Raw genomic sequence first — 17824 nt, forward strand, 5'->3', positions numbered from 1 at the left:
CTCATACCCAAGGGCATCTCGCTCCACCACTTCAGTAAGACGTATATTCACGAAGCTCAGAAGGTTCTTAATGGCAGGCTGCGTAAAAGCTTGGGTTACAGGAGTGCTGCCGACGTCTTCCAGCAATTCAGCCAACCACGGCGAACTGTCCAAACACCGGTCGCAACATTTTGACGAAATTTTCCGGGGGTCCTCTCCCCCAGGACCCCCGGAGGAGAGGCCAACCCCCAAACCCTAAGTTCAAAACCTATAGACCGCTTCTTTCTTCTTGGTCTTCACTGTTGCACTTCATTTGACAATTCGGGTTCATTAAGTGTTTTCGGGCTAGAGTCTTACTTTTTCAATGTGTGCATGATACGATCAACCTAAGAAAAGTAAGGAGAACGCAGCGATGGATACCAATAAACATTTGATCGCAGTTGTAACCGTGTCAAGTAAAGGGCAGATTACAATTCCAGCAAGCGTAAGGAACGAAGAAGGCATTACTGGGGGCACCAAAATTAATCTTTACCGCAATGAAGATAACGAGCTTGTTTTGCACGTTAAGCGTCCGGAACCGAGTACGTTTTGGCAACAGGTGTTAGCCGCGAATAAGAAATTTGGAAAACAGGATTTAGTTAATGATTGGATAGATTTTGGTGAAGATGTGCGAGCGGAGAAAGATATCTAAGTTATCTCAGCCTGCTCCGGTTAGATTGACTGATTGCCTGTCACAACGAATCGATGAATAGCATTGGTGAGAGTTAGCTATTGTCTACCCTGCAATGAGTTAAGCAATTCTGAACAAGCAGGATTATTTAGAGGAGGAAGAAAATGTCTAAATCCGAAAACACCGATGCATTAGCAAGATTCATCGTGTCATTAGGGTCTATGAACGATTATGGCATCACCGTTTATCAGACTAAACTTAAAAGCAATCCGTTAAACCGTTGCGGCAGAACCAAGATGCTATTGCCATTTTTCAAGACGCCATCAAGGGGATGAAGGCTGTTGGCAAAGTGACACTCAACATGGAAAAACGGCGCAATCTCATGCCTGTCGTGAGATTGTGCTGTTTTTTCATGTTTGAAGGCATTATTCAGAGTTAATATCCGACCTACTTAGTCTCAACCCACTTGTCCAACAGGTAGACGTTAAGACTTGAAATGAGCGCGAAGATAACCAGGAATACGCCGAAAATGGCGGCTATGTTGTAGCGGCTAAAAGGCATTAAGAACAGTTGCCATAACTGGTTGAACAGGTAGGAGGCCGTGATAATTACGACCAGATAAATGGCCCATTGTGCGAGACGAATCTGGGTTTCGGGTAAAAAGGCCATGATGGTAACGGAGAGCAGGTGGACCAGACTGACAAATGTCCAAATGAAAAGGCAGGTTAAGCCAAGAATGGTCACGACTTCAGCGACATCCATCCAGATAGACGTTTCCGGCCAATGAATACCATGAGTGGTCACTTCCAGGATAGCGAAAATTAAGCTCTGAACCAGGCAGTAAATGACAAAGTTGCAGATGGTGCTGAATAAATTGGCCATGTATAGCTTCAGGTTGGTAATTGGCACGGAACGATAATAATTGTCGACCCAAGTATGTTCCTGCCTGATGGCGAGTCGAATAAATAAGTAAAGTCCGCCAATAATTAAGTATGGTTGAAACGCATAGTAGAAAAGTTCGATGGAGAAGCGGGCACTGCCGCCAAAATACATTAAAATCGCCGTGATGATGGTTGCAACGATCGTGACGATAACCGTATTAATAACGGTTTGAATTCGCTGACGAATCAAGACTTTTGTCATCGTCCAAGTATTAGTCATCTGTGGCGCTCCCTTCATAGAAGCTTTCATAATAAGCTTCGACACTCATACCGGTTTCTTCGCGGAGTTGCTCCGTATTCCGGTGCGCAACAACGTGTTTGTCTTTTAGCACAACAATTTCGTCGAGAATGTTCACGACATCGTTGACATGGTGATCCGAGATCATGACCGTGGCCGCAGCAGGCTTCCATGCGATCATGTTACTGATAAGGCGTTTGCGCGTCATGCTGTCAATGCCTTCAAACGGTTCATCAAGTAAATAGAGTTGGGTTTGGCGGGACAAGGTAAGGGCGGTCGCAAATTTTTTGCGATTACCTTTGGAGAGCGCACTTAATTTTTGGTGACAGTCCAATTCGTACTTATTGGTGAAATTTTCAAACGCCTTTTCCGAAAAGTCGAGATACATGATGGCGTAATCGGTCGCGATCTGGTGCAACGTGCGGTTGGCGTTCACGCCTTTAAGTGATTCGCTGAAGCTGCTAAGTTGCTTGCGGTCGACGATGCTTTCCGAGGCGCCGATTTGGATGGTACCGGTAAAATTGGTCGCGACGCCGTTTAAGAGCCGCATCAACGTGGTTTTGCCAGCTCCGTTTGCGCCCAGCAACCCAATGAAGTGTCCTTGTTGAACGTTGAGATTGAGATCATCCAGAATGAGGTGGCGATTGCGTTTATAGGTCAGGTGTTCTGCGGAAATCTTATTGGTGGTCATGGTGAGCCTCCTGTTCATCAACATATTGCGCAAAAGCGTCTTTCATTTCCTCGGCGCTAAGATTTAGGTCAGCTAGCTGGCGATATAAGGTGCCGAGTTCAGTGGCAATGACGCGATTTTTCAGTTCAATCAACACCTTAATGTCGTCCGTCACAAAATTGCCGCGGCCGCGCCGGGTGACGAGTACGCCTTCTTGAATCAGTTCACTTAATGCGCGTTGAACCGTGTTGACATTTACCGTTAGCTCGGCAGCCAATTGGCGAACAGCCGGCAACTGGGCGCCGGACTTAAGCCGACCCGTGATAATGGCTTGGTAGAGGTACTGCTTGATTTGCAGATAGATCGGAACTTTATCGTCAAATTCCACGGTGTGCCTCCTTACTAGTGTATTAGTTATCTATTACACTGTATCAATAATGGACATATTTGCCAAGTATCAATAACCATTATTTTAATGGCGCGGGAGGCCTCTAAGTTTCAAAATAGCCGCTTCATGGTACAATGCAAGGCAAGAAGCAGCACAAGAAAGTGAGGCGAAGGATGACGAAAAAATGGGGCAAAGTGATGCTCATCATCGGCATCTTTCTGGTTGTGAGTGGTGGCGCCTGGTGGTGGGTGAACCGCGGCGAGGCGACTTCGACAAAACGCGTGGCCGGGACGTATCAAACGCCGACATTATTTGTTCACGGTTTTGGTGGCGGGTATGGCTCGGAAAAGGATATGATCAATGATCTTAGCAAGCATCCTGGGTATCGCCAGGTTTTGCGGTATACTATGACGAATACCGGTCAGCTTAGTGTTAGCGGATCGTGGTCGCCGAGCGTTCGTCATCCGCTGATAGCCGTTGTGTTCAGTAGCGGGCGGCCAGATGCGACCACGCTGGCCAAGATCCTTAAGCAGTTGAAAAGACGTTATGGTATTCAAAACTTTAATGCGGTTGGCCACTCTGCCGGTTCCGCGGCTTGGGCCGACTGGGCGGTCACCAAAGACAAAAAAGGCGAACCCACCTTGCAACGGCTCGTTACCATTGCCGGCCCGTTCAATGGCTTTCCCGGTATGCCTGGAATGAACAGCGGGCAAGACATTAAGCTGGCGAGCGATTGCCGCCCCAGCGTGATGTCTGATCGCTACAAGCCGATGTATGAAAATCGGCAGTATTTTCCCAAGACAGCGGCGGTTTTGAATCTATTTGGCAATCTGGGAAAAGGATCCGATGGCCGTGTTCCCGTCAATTCCGCTCGTTCACTGCGGTATATCGTGGCAGGCAGAGCCAAAAGCTACACCGAACGCGAAATTACCAACAGCAAGGCGCAACACAGCAAGCTGCATGAACACAATCCGTTGGTTAATCGGTATTTGTATGAATTTTTGAGTACAGGCAAGATTACGAACTGATTAGGGATTAAAACGTTAAAAGGCATTGCCCACAATTTTCGCATGTGGCAATGCCTTTTTGGTTATATATGCTGAGTTTGTTGCAACATTCAAACAAGAACAGCTAATCGGCATACTCCTTAAGCAACTCGTTATATTCAGGGGTATCTTTCAGAAATGCCAGATCGGGATCAAGCACAGTGGTCTGAACGAATTGCTTGCGTGCCTTTGCTGGTGATTCTCGCGGTTTCGGTTGCGGCAGATGCTGGAAAACCTTGGGGAAGGGCTGATCTAAATTGTCAGCAAATTGACGGATAACCGCCACTGCCCGTTTGACATCCTTGGTCGCCTTGGCGAGTTGCAATTCGGTGTCAATAAGGAATGGATTACTCATAGGAAGTACTTGGTTTAGTGCTTTGGCGAGCTTCGCATATTCCTCGGCGGTTGCCAGCTGGTGGTCAGCGATGGCCACCTGGCTTAGCAAGTCGAGTACTTGTCCTAGAGCACCAAAATCACTACCCAATAGTTTCTCGCCTTCAACATAAGCTTCAGATAGCTGACCACGTTTTAACTGCAGTTTAGGCTTTAACGCCCAAGCAGCCACCGTTTCAGTAGGCAACGCAGCAAGTTGCTTTTCAGCCACGTCGAATTGCTCTTCACTGAGATAAAAATTAAACAGGGCCAGTGCGGCAAATTGTGCTTGCGGCAAATCAGAGCTTTGTTCAGCCGACTTGTACAACTGAATAATCCGTTGTTGTACTGGCGGCCAGTCGTCTTTTGGAATCTGAGGCTTCAGTGTGTCCAGAAAAGGTGCCGCCATCATCTGTAATTGTGAAACTGATGGATAGTCGCGCAGTTCCTGATCAATCAGCGCAACGGCGGCTTGCCAACCATCCTTTTGTGCTGTCATGGTTAGCTTGGCTAAAAAGTCTTGAAGAGCTGCTGGATCTAAGTCAGAAGAAAAGTCCAGCAATGTGTTGATATCCGTGCCGAGGTTACGCGCTAACACAGGTAATAAGGTGATGTCAGGATAAGATGTGCCTTTTTCCCACTTGCTCACAGCAGGAGCAGAGACGCCTACTTTTTGTGCGAGTTCTTCTTGCGTTAAACCGGCGGCTAGCCGTTTATTGCGGATTATTTGGCTCAGTTGCATGATGTTCACCCCTCATTTTTTAATGGTCTTTAATTTTATTATGAAGAGGCAAGCAAGTAAAAACAATGGAGGCGTTTTCAATTCTGCTACAATTTTTTTAACTGCTGGTTAAGTCGGTCGCAAATCGGTTACCACACCTGATTGATGGCCATCGCGATTAGCAAAATACCGAGAACCGGGCGCAAGATGGCGGTGAGTAACCGCGGATCAAAGCGGTTCAGAATGCGTGGGGTGATAGCGGCACCTACCAATGACCCAAGCATCAGCAATCCGCCCACTGTCCATGCGATCGTGCCTTGGGTTGCGTGCAGCAGACTGCCAACGATGGATAGGGCAACCAACGCATAAGAGGAAGTGGCGGCTGCATGGGGCATATCCAAACCCATTAGCATCAAGCCGGCCATAATCGGTCCACCTCCGCTTAATCCGGCGATGCCGACCATTAAGCCGCTAATGATGCCCAGTAGATAGGCGAACCAAGTGGGCTGGCCGGTCTTTTTCACGTGATGCGCAAACGATTGCCGCAACATCTGTACGCCAAGCACGACAAAAATAATCGCGATGGCCCATGAATAAATCAGTTCAGGAATATAAGGAGCCGCCAAACTGCCGACAATTGTGGCCGGAACAGCGGTGAGCAGAATCTTATTGCCGGCGTGAAGCCGCATGTTGCCAGTTCGATAGTGACTGTAACAGCCCACGGCGAGTGCCGGAATGGCGGTAAAAAGCGAGGTTGCCGTGGCTGTACTCGGCGACAAATGCGCGACGCCTGTCATAATACCGAGGTAGAAAGCGCCACCGCCGCCACCCATTGTCATAATAAAAGCCCCGACCAAAAAGCCGAGGAGAATCAAAACGATTGTCATGAAATTTCCTCCTAGTGGATACGGCTGTCGTCGCCGAGTACCCACACAGCATGTTTCGCTAAACATGCTTGATAAAATAATTTTTATTAATTGACTCCATATTAGCGCATTTCGCAACTGATTTTCAGCAAAAGTACTGACAGTAAAACTGATTTTCGCGAAATTATCTAATGACGGTTGACCGGAAAGAGGCAAGGACATATTAAGCAATATATGCTGACTTTTGCCTTTGTGTTTGATTGGCTGCGGTTTGCGGCGCTGGGGTTTTTTGATCCATTTGACACTCCCTTAAACGGCATTAGCGAACATACCCGGCTCATCGCGGGTGTAGCCGGTGCCGTCGTGCTCTTAGCCGCGGAGACAACGCCTTGATCAGAAGCCCATTGTCTCAAAGCCGCCTAACAACATCAGGGACAAAGCCCGGTTGCTGTGTTGTTTCCGCTGCTGGGCCCCATTCGGCCTACGGTTGCTCCGCTTTGGCATTAGTATCTTAAGACTTCTTACAAATTGTCCACGGGAAGCAAAAAGCGACCAACATTTCCGTGCCGAAAAGGGATGTGTCGGTCGCATTTTTTATGGTGACGAATTATGGTCCAATCTCTTTCGTAAAACCAACAGTTAGTCTGGTAAAAAGCCGTGTTCGACGATCTTCAACTGGCGATTCATTTGATCAACCACCGCCTGCAAGTCTTCAAAATTGCGGTACTTGCCGGTGGCGATCAGCTGCGTTGTTACCGCAGTTTGTTGGGCGATGAGCGCAGAAATCACACTGAAGATGTCATCGACGGAAATCCCTTGCCGGCGGGGTAATTGTTCGATTTTTTCACGAAAAATTCGATTGGCCTCTGCGGAAATAGCTTGGGTTTCTTGTTGAATCTGGTGCTGCAATGGTTGGGGAAAATGCGGCAAATCTGCGTAGGCCTGCATCATGAGGCGGTATTCGGCGGGAAAGGTTAATTGCAGTTTCATTTCATATTTCACTGCTGTTGACATCATAGCAGCTAAACCCGGGGCGTCTTGCCATTGATGCGGATCCATGTGGGCATAGATACGCTGATAAGCGGTTTTAAAGGTGTCGAGGTATAAGGCTTGTTTATTGCCAAAATAATGAAAAATCAACCCTTTTGAAACGCCAGCAGTGGCGGCGATTTGATCGGTTTTGGTTTTCGCAAAGCCTAATTGTCCGAAGGCATCAGTTGCTGCTTTTAAAATTCGGGTTACTTTTTCGGGATCGGTCACCACTTTTTTCATACGCTCAGATCCTGATGGCGATATCCAACAATACCAATGATGAGGAGGCACACAGCGCTGATAAGCATGACTGCGAGCCACGGCTGCCCCAACGCCTTGATGGGAACATCAGCGATCCAGCCAAAGGGGGTGAAATCACCCGCATGTTTGGGTAATGAAAACAACCCGTGAAAGACTTGCACGATCAGCCCGGCACCCATATAAAGCCAAAAGAGACCGCTTAGTTTTGGCCATAAACCCACTAACGCAATGCCTAACGCGATAAAAGCTAGAACTGCAGGCAGACCGCCGATGAATAGTCGGCCAAGATACTTTAACGGCAACGGCTGGCTCAGAACCGCATTGCCTGTCAAAAACAAGGCGATCAACCCGACAGAAAGTACTAAAATGCCCACAAATAAGGCCCAACAGTTATAACTGGTACTGATCGTGGCTCGCGTAGGCTTTTCTGCATGAATGATGCCAAGATAACCCAGCTGATCATCGTGTTTCAGACGAAACGCAATCTGAACTCCTGCAGTGACCGCTAAAGCAACAAAAATGCCCATATACATTGCCAAAAACGAAAGCACCAAAGTTTGATTAGCGGCGTGGATTTGCTTAACATCTAACAACTGGCGATAAATCGGATTGGTTTTAAGAATATCACCAACGCCACCAAGAACACTACCCATGACGCCGCCGAAAATAATTGCGCCAACCAACCAACCGAACAACAAGCCGCGTTCGGTGCGCCAGATCAGAGCTGGTACCGACCTTAACCACGATGCTGCGGTGGCCCGGCCTTTTCCTTCTGCCAGCACACCGGCACCGAGATCGCGATTTTGGGCAATGGCAATAGCGGCACCATACAACAGGATGCTGCAGACAAGACCCAGAAGCAGCGGTGTGAGCTGATTTTTCGTATAAAAATCAACCTTTTCAAACCAGCCGATCGGGGAGAGCCAGGTCAGTTGCTGGTGGTTAAGATCGGTGACGAGGCGAATGAGATAAGCAGCGGCCAAAAGCATATAGCTTAACATGCTGGCGGTGCGGGTATTGTTGGCCAGCTGGGCGAACAGCAAAGCCAGACTGCCGAAAACCAGATTGGCGATCAGCATGGCAATGGCGAACAATAAATCGCCGGTCATGTCAGTCCCGTCCATGTTGACAGCGAGCAGCGAGGCGAAGTAGGCGGCCGCCATCACAAAGCTGACCAATAGCAGCTCCCAAAAGGCAGCGGTGACATCCGCCGTGCGCCCGACATCGCGCGCCCGGACCATTTCCAGCAAGCCGTTTTCTTCCTGTCCGCGGGTGTCACGAATCATCAACGGCATGATCCACAAAGCTTGTAAAATGATCATGAAAACGACCATCACGCCGGCAAAAATGATGGCAGCGTTGTAAGTGCTAACCTTAGGCGTTGCGCCAAACATCGCTGCCATCCCCGGTGCTTGCAACATTTTGACAATGTCTTTTGAACCAGAGGCACCGTTGATAAAGGCTGCTTCTAATTTTACAGCGCCACTGAGAATCATCATGATGAGGATCACGAGCCAGACAATCGAAAATTTGAGATTTTGTTTGAGGTTGGCCTTTAAAAGATAGCCGGCATGCCGATTATTCTGCCGCATACGACTCACCTTGCTTTCCGTAATAACGCATAAACAGGTCCTCTAACGTCGGTGGTGAAACCCGCAAGTCTAGGATCGAGGCGGTCGCTAAGGACTGCATAATGCGACTCAATTCATCGCGATCGGCCGTAAAGACAGCTTTGGTATGGTCCGCCGCGGCAAATGTCAGGTCGTGAACGCCAGCAACCCGGGCTAAATCATCATTGGCTGTCGTTGTCGTGACTTCGACTTTTAGCCGCGCCAAATGTTGCATCTGGTCCAGATTACCGCTTTCAATGACACTGCCGTCACGAATAATCACGATGGAATCGCACATCCGCTCCACTTCTGACAAAATATGACTCGATAGCAAAACACTTTTACCTGCCTGTTTAAGCTTAAGGACTTCCTGTTGAAAAGTCTGCTCGTTAAGCGGATCAAGACCGGAAGTTGGTTCATCAAAAATATACAGGTCCGCATCTTGCGACAAAGCGGCAATCAGCGCGACTTTTTGGCGATTGCCTTTGGAGTAAGTTCGGGCTTTTTTCGTTGGATCAAACTTGAATCGCTGCATTAAGTCATCGGTTTTCTGGTTATGGTCGCGGCCGTTTAGCCTAAGCAGCAAATCAATAATTTCGCCGCCGGACAGATTCGGCCATAAATAAACATCGCCGGGAATATAAGCAATCTGGGGATGAATGACGGCATCGTCACGCCAGGCATCGTGGCCAAACACAGTGACCGTGCCAGCGGTTTTTTTCAACATGCCTAAAATGATGCGAATTGTTGTCGACTTGCCCGCACCATTTGGCCCTAAAAAGCCAAGTACCTGTCCGGAACTTAACGTGAAGCTGACATTTTTTAACGCCTCAAACTTGCCGAACTTTTTTTGAATATGATTTAGTTCGATGACACTGGTTGCCATGATAGCCTCCTTTGAATGCGATCTTTTTAAAAGATGCTGGCATTCTGCGTGAAAGGTGGTGCTTACGGCTTGTATTTCTGTCGTATTTGCCTTTTCGACTGAAGTATAGTTGCCGTTGACTGACGGGTCAATAGTGAATTGACTGGTTGGTCAATGAATTTTGATAAGTGTAGTCTGAAGCGTCATGATGGACCCATCATGAAAGTGGGAGCTTTCAATTATGGAACCGCCGTCTTTTTTGGATCAAAAAAGACGGCTGCCTGATCATTTCATCAGGCAGCCGACGCGTCGGATGTTTTGTGCGCATTTTAAAATTAAGGATGCAAAAGACAATTTTCAACTTTCAGGGAAAAAGCCCTGACGCCGCATTACCTTGAACAAGTCACCACGTTTGGCCGGCGTGTGCGTGGCTGCGCTGACCGCCAGATCGGTGTATGTTTCTTCGCGTGGATTGCCGTGACGGGTGGCATAGTAATCGTGGACCTTTCGATTGTAAGCAGTCATTGCATCGGGTTCAGGTACCGGTTCGCCATAGCGATTCGTGAACGCGACCAGTGATTTGGGCATGCGTGGCTTTTCATCAGGATGCTCATCTGGTAGTCCGATTGCAAGCCCTAATAAGGGAAACGTGTACTTAGGTAAATGCAGTAAATCGATCAAGGCTTGCGCATCATTTTGAATACTGCCTAGTGTGACGGTGCCTAGGCCGAGACTTTCCGCTGCCACGACCATGTTTTGCAGCGCCAAGGTGGCATCCGCGCTTGCCTGCAAGAACTTATCCATGCGTCCGAGATGATCAAGCGGTTGCTGCGCCGCTTTGGTTAAGGCAGCGACGCGATGTAAATCGGCAACGAAAATAAACAGTTCGCCTGGGCCGTTCAGATAAGTTTGCGTACTCATCGCTGCGATTTTAGCGCGAATCTTCGGATCGAGAATATGAATGACAGAAAATAGCTGCAAATACATCGAACTTGCGGTGTGCTGGGCAACATCCAGCAAGGTCTGAATGGTTTGATGGCTAAGATGTTGGGGTTTAAACCGCCGAATGGAGCGATGATGAAGCTGACGGCGAATGGTTTCGTTTTGAATCAAAAAAGTCACTCCTTCAATCAATGCGTATGACATCTATTGTAGCTGAATGTTGTGGTGACGGAATGACTTAATGAAAAAAGATGTGGAAGCAAGCGTTTGGCATGGCAGATTTTGTGAGCAAAGCACTTTTTAATGACGATGCCGTCGTTCTCCCAGCCACCAAATTAACACGCCGATGCCAACTCCCAAGAGGATCACGACAACATAAAACAACCATTGCCACTGGCCGAAGTCGATCTTGGTTCTGAAGAAGGAACGTGTGGCTCGCAAATAGACAAGCAAACCGAGAATGAGTATAAACAAGCTGAAATAGTAAATTGGGCGCTCAAGTTCATTGAGGTGATGGATAAACGGCAAAATTACCGCAATGATCAACCCTAAAATAATGACGGTGAACGAAGTATGGGCAGAGAGACGGATTTGCCATCTGGTTTTGAGAAACAACAAGACGCTGACCATGATGCCAAACAGTATCACACCGAGAATGATAATTGCGGTTAACTGAAAACGTGATGGCTTGGCAAAAGCGTGGTTGCCGACATACCAAAGCCCACCCCACACGCTGACAATCACGATGCCGGAAGCCAGCAACAAACTACCGGCATCGAAGGTTACGTTTGGATAAGTCAGATGCGGCAGCCAAAAAAATAAAGATCATCATAGCCGCCAATTTTAAGTTAAACCAGATAAAATTGCCGATGCGCAGGGGAATTGTCTTTAGTAGTTCAGTTGCTGTCTGTTTGGGGTCATGACCAAAATAAGTCATGGCATCTGTTCCATCATTTTGAGCATCAATGAGGTCTTGGAGAATACCTAGCAAACTTTCTTCTAATTGATAATCGTCACGAAACAAATTTTTGCCACGCATGTAAACGACTAAATCCTCATAGTAGTCGCGGTTGGCTTTTATCAATTGTTTACGCAACTGATTGTTTTCAGCTGCCAATTTATTGACAGCTTCCTTGCGTTTTTTCATGGCTACTCCTCCTCAGGTTGGTTCGCAATGATTTGATCAACATGACTTTTGAGTTCTTGCCACTGCAAGATGAATGTTTGTTTGGCTTTTTCGCCTTCTGCCGTAATGGCGTAATACTTGCGACTCGGTCCGTCCGGCGATGGGCGCATGTGACTCGTCAGGAGTCCTTTCTTTTCCATCGTCATTAGCAGGGGATAAATCGTCCCCTTAGGAACATTTTCGAAGCCAAAAAGATTAAGTGATTCGCTGATGGCATAGCCGTATCGTTCTTTGCGCGCGAGTAAAATGAGCAGGCACCCTTGTAAAATGCCTTTCAGCATCTGGCTATTATCGTCTCTCGCCATCAATATCATCCTTTTCGACTAATGTGTTTTACACACTAGTAGCTTAAACCGAAATGACTAGTGCGTAAAGCAAAATAGTCTTTGCCAATCACCGCGACTATAATTTTCATTTTTCCTTTGGGAGAAGTGTATACTTCTGATTTTAATATGAGATAAGGATTCACTTGTAGCGCGAGAATCGAGTGTGACAAGAGCCAAGCGTCAGTATTGAATGGCCAGCCACCTTACCTCACGAACCACTCACTGGTGCTACAGATTTTGTCATGTTAAACCAAACTTCGCCAGCGTGAGTGGACGCCGCCTTTCCGTCATTGTGGAAGCCGGCATGTTCATAAAAAGGGATGAGGCGCTGAAGGCAGGTTAAGGTAATGGCGATGCGTTTTTGCTCACGCGCAACATCCGTCATTTTAGCTAAGAGTTGGTGGCCAATACCGTGATGTTGCAGATCAGGCGCAACTGCGAGACTCAGAATCGCAATGTACGGCGCAGCTGCCGAGTTAGGCTGGCTGGTAACAAATAAATCGTCAGTAATGGTTGACTGTGAAGTGGCCGGGCCAACAATATAACCCGCGATCGTTTGGTCTGTCCGCGCTACAATGAATGTGTCAGGATAATGAATGATGCGGGCTGCCATGTTAGAACGACTGGCAGCCTCTTGTGGTGTGAAACCAGCACGCTCGATTCGCATAATGGGGTCTAAATCAGTTAAGTTGGCTGTAGAAAAATGCAGTTTCAACGTCACGCCTTCTTTTCATCATAAATTTTAAAAATGAGGTGATCGTGAATGGACAAGCAATTAGTTAAGATCAGCAAGACGTTAAGCCTGATCTTGCGACATCATCCGGAAAAGATCGGTGTCAAACTGGATCGTTATGGGCGCACGGATTTGGAAACGTTGCTTCGGCAATTCAATGCCCATTACCGGATGCATCTTGATCGCCAGGTGCTTGATGACATTATGACACAAAGCGATAAGCAGCGGTTTGCAATTGAGGGAAGCACCATCAGAGCGGTATACGGCCATAGTGTTCCGGTCTTGCCTTTGATGCCGGCGCGGCGTCCACCCATCTGGTTATATCATGGTACGTCACATCAAGCCGCTGCTGTGATTGACGTTGAAGGACTTAAGCCAATGGACCGCGATTTTGTTCATCTTTCCGAAAATCCGAAAATGGCATGGCAGGTCGGCGTGCGGCATGACCCACATCCGGTTATTTATCGGGTAGCCGCGCAATCGGCAGCCGATGCCGGCCAAACTTTTTATCCGACAGGGAGTCAGGTTTGGCTGGTTCAAGCAGTTCCCCCGGCATTTTTAACCCGAACATCATCGCCAACACCGTGACGAAGACCCGCTTTTTACCGCAAACGTTCGTTTTTTTATGTTAGTATTAGGCATACTTAAAAAAGGAGGCTCTATCATGAAAGCTGATGCACCTGACGATTTACGGTTAAATCCAAAACAGTTTGCCAATCTTGTTGTGGGGTCACACCAAGTACCGGATGATAAAGACCCAGAAGCCATTGTGAAGCGGAAGTTAACGCTTTATCTCACTGCTTATTATTTAGCAGAGCGGTTTAATGAGCTCCAGCAGGAGACATTGGATCACGCTCCGTCACGAGAAAACTTTCACCAACTTCTGAAAAAGTTGGAAAAAGAACGTTTTCAGGATTGGTAGACTAACACAGAAAAGCGTCTCTGTATTAGTCTATTGTGAAATAAATATCAATTGAAAAGCGTTCTTTTTCAATCGTTACACTATTTTTATTCAAAAACGCCTACACTGACTTAAATCCGAATTTTAAGCCAATGAAGGCGTTTTCTTTTGTCTAAAAATTTAGCTTGCCCTTAACCGTACAATTGTTCTTTTGGTGTTCTAAAGAAGCAAAATCAGCCTTTTCGTGACATAAATCACGTATCATGTGGATAGCAACAAAAACTTATGAAAAGAGGTTGGGACTATGTTACTCACCGTCATTGCTTACGCCATGATTATTGTTTTCATGTACGTCATCATGACCAAGAAGCTTTCACCATTCACTTCTTTAGTGATGATCCCGCTGCTGTTTGCAATTATTGCAATGGTGGCTGGCGTGGCGAAGAAAGGGACAATCGGCGATTTTGTGTTGAAGGGTCTGACGACGACCGCTAACACAGGGATCATGCTCTTATTCGCTATTCTGTATTTTTCCATTATGCTCGACGCCGGTCTGTTCGATCCGATTACAGCCCGGATGATCAAGATTGCGAAAGGTGACCCGATGAAGGTGCTGATGGCAACCGCCATTGTTGCGATGGCCGTCTCACTTAATGGAGATGGGACCACGACGACTTTGATCTGCTGCTCGGCATTTATTCCGATCTATAAGAAGCTCAACATGAATATGATGAACCTTGGTGTTTTGATTATTTTGCAAAATACCATCATGAACTTGCTGCCTTGGGGTGGACCGACTGCTCGAGCAATGGCAGTTTTGAAGGTTGATGCCGATATTTTGACGTATTTATTGCCAGGCATGATTCTGGCCTTGGCTTATGTTGTTTTCTACGTTGCACCGCATATGGGCCGCGCCGAACGGAAACGCTTGGGTGTTCGGGAATTAACCGATGAAGAAATCGATGAGATGACGTCAGTGGTTGATCCTGAAGTTTCCGAAATTCGCCGTCCAAATATGTTTGTCTTTAACGGCATTTTGACCATCGTGTTGATTGCCTGGTTGGTGGCAAGTTCCTTTATTAAAGTCATCGCGATGCCGCCACTGCTGTTATTCCTTGTGGGCACCTGTATCGCATTAATGGCTAACTATCCTAAGTTAGGCGATCAAAGCAAACGAATCGGTGCAAACGGTGGCGATGCTGTGCAAGTGGTTATTCTGGTTTTTGCTGCTGGGGTCTTCATGGGCTTGTTCCAAGGAACCGGGATGGCCGAAGCACTTGCCAAGAGTTTCACCACGATCATTCCAAGTTCCATGGCTGGGTTCTGGGGGCTGGTTATTGCGTTGATTTCCGCACCAGGGACATTCTTCTTAAGTAACGACGGATTCTACTTTGGGGTTATGCCAGTGTTGGCAACTGCAGGGCGCGCTTATGGCTTCACCAATATGCAGATGGCGCTGGCTTCCTTAATGGGACAGGCATTCCACTTGCTTTCGCCATTAGTTGCTTTCATTTATTTGTTGCTCCGACTCACCGGTTTGGACATGGGTAAGTGGCAACGCGAAGCTGGCAAATACGCATTAGGTATTTTCGTAATCTTCGTGGTGACGGTTATGCTCTTCGGGCATGTGCCGTTCTATTTACCACAAAAATAAGCAACAATTGAAAAAGACACCGAAAAGCCAATCGCGATTGGCTTTTCCCCGTATTATAAGGTTGATAAGAACCCAATGATGCATGACGATAACGCGTTCACCGGCGCAGAAGTCTGCATGTAAGGACCTCGGTCGCAATGGCCTAAGCCCGGGCCATCACGCCCAAGGCCACTTACATTCCGACTTCTACCCGCGCCGGTTCACGCTCACATTAACGCGTTCACCGGCGCAGAAGTCTGCATGTAAGGACCCCGGTCGCAATGGCCAAAGCCCGGGCCATCACGCCCGAGGCCACTTACATTCCGACTTCTACCCGCGCCGGTTCACGCTCAGGAGGTGTAGAGATGTTTAAATGGTTGTTTCATCGGCAAAAGCAGCCGCAAGTATCGGTTGAGTCAACACCGACTAAATCGGCTGATGCTGCTGGATCGACACTCGCGACACAATGGGAAGAAGTACCCAATTATCTGGAAGTTGATCCAGCTAACGAATTAGCTGCCAGTTTGATCGCTGCTGCGGTTACTGCAGACACTGCACCTGATGCCAAACTCGTGCTTAAACATTTATATGTTGAAAATCCCGAGGCCAAACGGGTTGGCCTGATTGCCAGCGCGATTGCGGCGGGTGATGGTCATGGGCATTATGTGGTCAAGTCAATTAAGAAAAAGGTGGACTGAAAAGATGTTGAGAAAATTCAAGATCACGATCGATGGGAAAACCTATCTGGTCGAAATGGAAGAAATCGGCGGTACGCCAGCGGCACCTGCCGCACCAGCAACACCGGTGGCTCCGGCTGCGCCAAGTGCGCCAGCGCCTGAACCTGCTCCAGCACCTGCTGCTCCCGTTGCCCCAAGTGGTGACGGTGAAGTCGTGACAGCGCCAATGCCTGGTACCGTCACCAAGATTCTGGTCAAAGTCGGTGATGCTGTCACCGAAAACCAACCGCTGATGATTCTCGAAGCCATGAAAATGGAAAACGAAATTGTGGCACCCAAAGCCGGTACCGTTGGTGAGATCATTGGAACGCTCAATCAAAACGTTAACTCTGGGGATGGACTGATCAGTATTATTTAACAAATAAAGAGAAAGGAAGTGAAGGTATGGAAGCGCTCATTCACGGAATCACGACCATTACGCTAGGCCAAATTGCAATGATGCTGATCGGTGCGCTCTTGATGTATCTGGGTATTAAGAAAGAATACGAACCAACATTATTGGTTCCGATGGGACTGGGCGCCATTTTGGTGAATTTCCCCGGAACCGGTGTTTTAACCCAGGTCGTTGGCGGCACTAAGACGGAAGGGGTATTGGATGTTCTGTTCAAAGCCGGCATCAACACCGAACTTTTCCCATTACTGATTTTCATTGGGATCGGCGCCATGATCGATTTTGGCCCGCTGCTGCAGAATCCATTTATGTTACTTTTCGGTGCAGCCGCTCAATTCGGTATTTTCGCTACTGTCTTCGTTGCCGTTTTCTTCGGTTTCAACATTAAAGAGGCGGCGTCAATCGGGATCATCGGTGCGGCAGATGGCCCAACATCCATTTTCGTTTCTAACCAACTAGCACCGAATTTACTAGGGGCTATTACCGTGGCGGCATATTCGTACATGGCGTTGGTGCCGATCATTCAACCGATGGCAATCAAAGCAGTTACGACGAAGCATGAACGTCGCATTCGAATGACTTATCGTGCAGAAGGGGTTTCCAAGACAACCAAAATCCTGTTCCCGATTATCATCACTATCATCGCGGGTTTTATTGCCCCGATTTCTCTACCATTGGTTGGGTTCCTGATGTTTGGTAATCTGCTAAGAGAATGTGGCGTGTTAGATCGATTGTCTAATACCGCTCAAAACGAACTGGTCAACATCGTTTCGATTCTGTTAGGATTGACGATTTCCGTTAAATTACAAGCAGATCAATTCCTGAATATTCAAACATTGATGATCATTGCATTTGGCCTCTTCGCCTTCATTATGGATTCTGTTGGCGGCGTTCTTTTCGCAAAACTGCTGAATCTGTTCCGCAAAGAGAAGATTAACCCGATGATCGGCGCGGCAGGCATCTCGGCATTTCCAATGTCAAGCCGGGTCATTCAGAAGATGGCGACCGATGAAGATCCGCAGAACTTTGTATTGATGTATGCCGTTGGGGCAAATGTTTCCGGTCAAATTGGTTCGGTTATTGCTGGCGGTCTCTTGCTGTCATTCTTTGGTGCTTAACATCAATGCACCTGTCAGTTGCGAAGTCTGAACACCCTTGGGAGGTTTTGCGTTATGAAATTTGATCCGACTGCTGTTGAACAGGCTGGTGAATTAATGCTGGTAGGTATGGGCGGCGTGTTTATTGTTTTATTCATCATCTACATCGTCGCCAAACTATTGCTTAAATTTGCCCCAGCCAAAAAAGCGGCAAAATAA

23 protein-coding genes are annotated in these 17824 nt (G+C 47.6%); 10 read left to right on the plus strand and 13 right to left on the minus strand.

The window, feature by feature from the left end; translation table 11 throughout:
- Nucleotides 1-391: 391 nt before the first annotated feature.
- Both BVJ53_RS11715 and BVJ53_RS14995 read left to right on the plus strand, forming a co-directional pair.
- On the plus strand, nt 392-670 hold the full coding sequence (locus tag BVJ53_RS11715) for an AbrB/MazE/SpoVT family DNA-binding domain-containing protein (RefSeq protein WP_129302556.1): 279 nt from the start codon (nt 392-394) through the stop codon (nt 668-670).
- A 143-nt stretch (nt 671-813) separates the two neighbouring features.
- The gene (locus tag BVJ53_RS14995; protein WP_158280544.1) at nt 814-984 is read left to right on the plus strand and encodes a hypothetical protein; all 171 of its coding nucleotides are present in this window, start codon (nt 814-816) and stop codon (nt 982-984) included.
- A gap of 112 nt (nt 985-1096) precedes the next feature.
- Here the strand turns inward: BVJ53_RS14995 and BVJ53_RS11720 are convergent, their stop codons facing one another.
- Genes BVJ53_RS11720 through BVJ53_RS11730 form a run of 3 tightly spaced genes read right to left on the minus strand, consistent with a single transcriptional unit; the run spans nt 1097 to nt 2886 of the window.
- The gene (locus BVJ53_RS11720; RefSeq protein WP_129302557.1) at nt 1097-1810 is read right to left on the minus strand and encodes an ABC transporter permease; all 714 of its coding nucleotides are present in this window, start codon (nt 1808-1810) and stop codon (nt 1097-1099) included.
- Nucleotides 1803-2519, minus strand: coding sequence for an ATP-binding cassette domain-containing protein (locus BVJ53_RS11725; RefSeq protein WP_129302558.1), 717 nt, complete (start codon nt 2517-2519; stop codon nt 1803-1805). The genes BVJ53_RS11720 and BVJ53_RS11725 overlap by 8 nt, the downstream gene beginning before the upstream one ends.
- A complete protein-coding gene (locus BVJ53_RS11730; protein WP_129302559.1) occupies nt 2506-2886 on the minus strand; it encodes a GntR family transcriptional regulator in 381 nt (126 codons plus the stop codon). Before BVJ53_RS11730 ends, BVJ53_RS11725 begins: the two co-directional genes overlap by 14 nt.
- A 173-nt stretch (nt 2887-3059) precedes the next feature.
- Between BVJ53_RS11730 and BVJ53_RS11735 the strand changes: the two genes are divergently transcribed.
- Entirely contained in the window at nt 3060-3914 is an 855-nt protein-coding gene (locus tag BVJ53_RS11735; protein ID WP_129302560.1) for an alpha/beta fold hydrolase, read from the plus strand.
- Nucleotides 3915-4017: 103 nt separating this feature from the next.
- Here the strand turns inward: BVJ53_RS11735 and BVJ53_RS11740 are convergent, their stop codons facing one another.
- The 10 genes from BVJ53_RS11740 to BVJ53_RS11780 all read right to left on the minus strand — a co-directional run bounded on the left by BVJ53_RS11740 (nt 4018) and on the right by BVJ53_RS11780 (nt 12828).
- Complete coding sequence (locus BVJ53_RS11740) at nt 4018-5046, minus strand: helix-turn-helix domain-containing protein (protein ID WP_129302561.1); 1029 nt, start codon at nt 5044-5046, stop codon at nt 4018-4020.
- A 128-nt stretch (nt 5047-5174) separates the two neighbouring features.
- Nucleotides 5175-5912: a sulfite exporter TauE/SafE family protein gene (locus BVJ53_RS11745; RefSeq protein ID WP_129302562.1), complete on the minus strand. Its 738-nt coding sequence runs from the start codon at nt 5910-5912 to the stop codon at nt 5175-5177.
- A 618-nt stretch (nt 5913-6530) separates the two neighbouring features.
- Nucleotides 6531-7163, minus strand: coding sequence for a TetR/AcrR family transcriptional regulator (locus BVJ53_RS11750; RefSeq protein ID WP_129302563.1), 633 nt, complete (start codon nt 7161-7163; stop codon nt 6531-6533).
- Nucleotides 7160-8776, minus strand: a complete 1617-nt coding sequence (locus tag BVJ53_RS11755; protein ID WP_129302564.1) for an ABC transporter permease — start codon at nt 8774-8776, stop codon at nt 7160-7162. Before BVJ53_RS11755 ends, BVJ53_RS11750 begins: the two co-directional genes overlap by 4 nt.
- Nucleotides 8763-9680, minus strand: coding sequence for an ABC transporter ATP-binding protein (locus BVJ53_RS11760; protein WP_129302565.1), 918 nt, complete (start codon nt 9678-9680; stop codon nt 8763-8765). Before BVJ53_RS11760 ends, BVJ53_RS11755 begins: the two co-directional genes overlap by 14 nt.
- A 336-nt stretch (nt 9681-10016) precedes the next feature.
- Nucleotides 10017-10805 carry an NADPH-dependent oxidoreductase gene (locus tag BVJ53_RS11765; protein ID WP_414467457.1) on the minus strand — a complete coding sequence of 263 codons (789 nt, stop codon included), beginning with the start codon at nt 10803-10805 and terminating at the stop codon, nt 10017-10019.
- 96 nt (nt 10806-10901) lie between these two features.
- The gene (locus BVJ53_RS15360; RefSeq protein ID WP_238150173.1) at nt 10902-11363 is read right to left on the minus strand and encodes a hypothetical protein; all 462 of its coding nucleotides are present in this window, start codon (nt 11361-11363) and stop codon (nt 10902-10904) included.
- Nucleotides 11364-11367: 4 nt separating this feature from the next.
- Nucleotides 11368-11748 (minus strand): hypothetical protein, encoded by a 381-nt coding sequence (locus BVJ53_RS15365; RefSeq protein ID WP_238150174.1) that lies wholly within the window; start codon nt 11746-11748, stop codon nt 11368-11370.
- 2 nt (nt 11749-11750) lie between these two features.
- Complete coding sequence (locus BVJ53_RS11775) at nt 11751-12092, minus strand: PadR family transcriptional regulator (protein WP_129302567.1); 342 nt, start codon at nt 12090-12092, stop codon at nt 11751-11753.
- Nucleotides 12093-12321: 229 nt separating this feature from the next.
- Nucleotides 12322-12828, minus strand: coding sequence for a GNAT family N-acetyltransferase (locus BVJ53_RS11780; RefSeq protein WP_129302568.1), 507 nt, complete (start codon nt 12826-12828; stop codon nt 12322-12324).
- Nucleotides 12829-12876: 48 nt separating this feature from the next.
- Here BVJ53_RS11780 and BVJ53_RS11785 point away from each other — a divergent pair, with 48 nt between their 5' ends.
- The 7 genes from BVJ53_RS11785 (at nt 12877) to BVJ53_RS11820 (ending at nt 17824) form a co-directional block, all read left to right on the plus strand.
- Nucleotides 12877-13434 (plus strand): RNA 2'-phosphotransferase, encoded by a 558-nt coding sequence (locus BVJ53_RS11785; RefSeq protein ID WP_129302569.1) that lies wholly within the window; start codon nt 12877-12879, stop codon nt 13432-13434.
- Nucleotides 13435-13510: 76 nt separating this feature from the next.
- On the plus strand, nt 13511-13768 hold the full coding sequence (locus tag BVJ53_RS11790; RefSeq protein WP_129302570.1) for a hypothetical protein: 258 nt from the start codon (nt 13511-13513) through the stop codon (nt 13766-13768).
- A 283-nt stretch (nt 13769-14051) separates the two neighbouring features.
- Nucleotides 14052-15401 carry a CitMHS family transporter gene (locus BVJ53_RS11795; protein ID WP_129302571.1) on the plus strand — a complete coding sequence of 450 codons (1350 nt, stop codon included), beginning with the start codon at nt 14052-14054 and terminating at the stop codon, nt 15399-15401.
- A 344-nt stretch (nt 15402-15745) separates the two neighbouring features.
- Nucleotides 15746-16078: a hypothetical protein gene (locus BVJ53_RS11805; protein WP_129302572.1), complete on the plus strand. Its 333-nt coding sequence runs from the start codon at nt 15746-15748 to the stop codon at nt 16076-16078.
- 4 nt (nt 16079-16082) lie between these two features.
- Nucleotides 16083-16475, plus strand: coding sequence for an acetyl-CoA carboxylase biotin carboxyl carrier protein subunit (locus BVJ53_RS11810; protein ID WP_129302573.1), 393 nt, complete (start codon nt 16083-16085; stop codon nt 16473-16475).
- Between the two features lie 26 nt (nt 16476-16501).
- Nucleotides 16502-17626 carry a sodium ion-translocating decarboxylase subunit beta gene (locus BVJ53_RS11815; RefSeq protein WP_039639198.1) on the plus strand — a complete coding sequence of 375 codons (1125 nt, stop codon included), beginning with the start codon at nt 16502-16504 and terminating at the stop codon, nt 17624-17626.
- A 54-nt stretch (nt 17627-17680) separates the two neighbouring features.
- Entirely contained in the window at nt 17681-17824 is a 144-nt protein-coding gene (locus BVJ53_RS11820; protein ID WP_049172589.1) for an OadG family protein, read from the plus strand.

The sequence above is a fragment of the Lacticaseibacillus chiayiensis genome (assembly GCF_004123795.1).
Classification (GTDB): Bacteria; Bacillota; Bacilli; order Lactobacillales; family Lactobacillaceae; genus Lacticaseibacillus; species Lacticaseibacillus chiayiensis.

Excerpts from the sequence above, each read along its gene's own strand:
- BVJ53_RS11715 (WP_129302556.1), top strand. The coding sequence starts at position 392 with ATGGATACCAATAAACATTTGATCGCAGTTGTAACCGTGTCAAGTAAA.
- BVJ53_RS14995 (WP_158280544.1), top strand. The coding sequence starts at position 814 with ATGTCTAAATCCGAAAACACCGATGCATTAGCAAGATTCATCGTGTCA.
- BVJ53_RS11720 (WP_129302557.1), bottom strand. The coding sequence starts at position 1,810 with ATGACTAATACTTGGACGATGACAAAAGTCTTGATTCGTCAGCGAATT.
- BVJ53_RS11725 (WP_129302558.1), bottom strand. The coding sequence starts at position 2,519 with ATGACCACCAATAAGATTTCCGCAGAACACCTGACCTATAAACGCAAT.
- BVJ53_RS11735 (WP_129302560.1), top strand. The coding sequence starts at position 3,060 with ATGACGAAAAAATGGGGCAAAGTGATGCTCATCATCGGCATCTTTCTG.
- BVJ53_RS11740 (WP_129302561.1), bottom strand. The coding sequence starts at position 5,046 with ATGCAACTGAGCCAAATAATCCGCAATAAACGGCTAGCCGCCGGTTTA.
- BVJ53_RS11745 (WP_129302562.1), bottom strand. The coding sequence starts at position 5,912 with ATGACAATCGTTTTGATTCTCCTCGGCTTTTTGGTCGGGGCTTTTATT.
- BVJ53_RS11750 (WP_129302563.1), bottom strand. The coding sequence starts at position 7,163 with ATGAAAAAAGTGGTGACCGATCCCGAAAAAGTAACCCGAATTTTAAAA.
- BVJ53_RS11755 (WP_129302564.1), bottom strand. The coding sequence starts at position 8,776 with ATGCGGCAGAATAATCGGCATGCCGGCTATCTTTTAAAGGCCAACCTC.
- BVJ53_RS11760 (WP_129302565.1), bottom strand. The coding sequence starts at position 9,680 with ATGGCAACCAGTGTCATCGAACTAAATCATATTCAAAAAAAGTTCGGC.
- BVJ53_RS11765 (WP_414467457.1), bottom strand. The coding sequence starts at position 10,805 with ATGTCATACGCATTGATTGAAGGAGTGACTTTTTTGATTCAAAACGAA.
- BVJ53_RS15365 (WP_238150174.1), bottom strand. The coding sequence starts at position 11,748 with ATGAAAAAACGCAAGGAAGCTGTCAATAAATTGGCAGCTGAAAACAAT.
- BVJ53_RS11775 (WP_129302567.1), bottom strand. The coding sequence starts at position 12,092 with ATGGCGAGAGACGATAATAGCCAGATGCTGAAAGGCATTTTACAAGGG.
- BVJ53_RS11785 (WP_129302569.1), top strand. The coding sequence starts at position 12,877 with ATGGACAAGCAATTAGTTAAGATCAGCAAGACGTTAAGCCTGATCTTG.
- BVJ53_RS11790 (WP_129302570.1), top strand. The coding sequence starts at position 13,511 with ATGAAAGCTGATGCACCTGACGATTTACGGTTAAATCCAAAACAGTTT.
- BVJ53_RS11795 (WP_129302571.1), top strand. The coding sequence starts at position 14,052 with ATGTTACTCACCGTCATTGCTTACGCCATGATTATTGTTTTCATGTAC.
- BVJ53_RS11805 (WP_129302572.1), top strand. The coding sequence starts at position 15,746 with ATGTTTAAATGGTTGTTTCATCGGCAAAAGCAGCCGCAAGTATCGGTT.
- BVJ53_RS11810 (WP_129302573.1), top strand. The coding sequence starts at position 16,083 with ATGTTGAGAAAATTCAAGATCACGATCGATGGGAAAACCTATCTGGTC.
- BVJ53_RS11815 (WP_039639198.1), top strand. The coding sequence starts at position 16,502 with ATGGAAGCGCTCATTCACGGAATCACGACCATTACGCTAGGCCAAATT.
- BVJ53_RS11820 (WP_049172589.1), top strand. The coding sequence starts at position 17,681 with ATGAAATTTGATCCGACTGCTGTTGAACAGGCTGGTGAATTAATGCTG.